The sequence below is a fragment of the Hoylesella timonensis S9-PR14 genome (genome assembly GCF_000762405.1).
GTDB lineage: Bacteria > Bacteroidota > Bacteroidia > Bacteroidales > Bacteroidaceae > Prevotella > Prevotella timonensis_A.
Map to the genome: position 1 here is coordinate 1 of NZ_JRPQ01000274.1, position 682 is coordinate 682.

Consider the following 682-nt stretch of genomic DNA (forward strand, 5'->3'; position numbering starts at 1 on the left):
CTCATAACTTTATTACATATAAATACGATGAATAAACTGAAATTATTTATTGCTGCTATATTGATGTGTTTGGCAACAACAGGCAGCGCACAGACGAAAGGCAACGATGCACATGATTATTATATGTATTCATGGATACAGGTGCGATGGGCAAATAAAGCTACAGGCGAACCATGCTTCGTTATATTGGAATCTCCAGGACTTGGCAAGAAACAGAAACCAACTATCATGAAAACTGATGACGGAAGAAGTATCATCTTTGATAACATGATGGATGGTCTTAATTATCTGGAACTAAAAGGTTGGGAGTTTATTTTAGCAGAAAAAGATTCTTTTAGTGAATGGTTAGTTCGCAGAAAAGTTACTAAGAGAGAATTGGAAGAGGTAGTAAAAAAATATACGCATTATGAAACTATAACCCCCAAAGTGCAGCTTAATTTGGCTGAAAAAAACATTCACCTTGATTACGAATAAACAATTCACTTGCTGGCTGTGTTTTATATTTTCATATAATTCTAATTGATGCCAGGACTGAATATTTTACGTAGTTTTTACAGATTATTATATTATAAAAAACAAAGTCAATAATGAAAAAAGTATTACTTCTTACGTATCTGATGCTAATGGCCATTGGTCTACATGCACAGAATGAAACCGTTACCAACCAGACCGTACTTGATTT

The 682-nt window shown here is 33.7% G+C and carries 1 protein-coding gene; it reads left to right on the plus strand.

The genetic code is table 11. From position 1 onward, the window contains the following. The coding region (locus HMPREF9304_RS12875) for a hypothetical protein (RefSeq protein ID WP_231564545.1) at positions 1-474 on the plus strand (474 nt) is incomplete at its 5' end. Positions 475-682 lie beyond the last annotated feature (208 nt).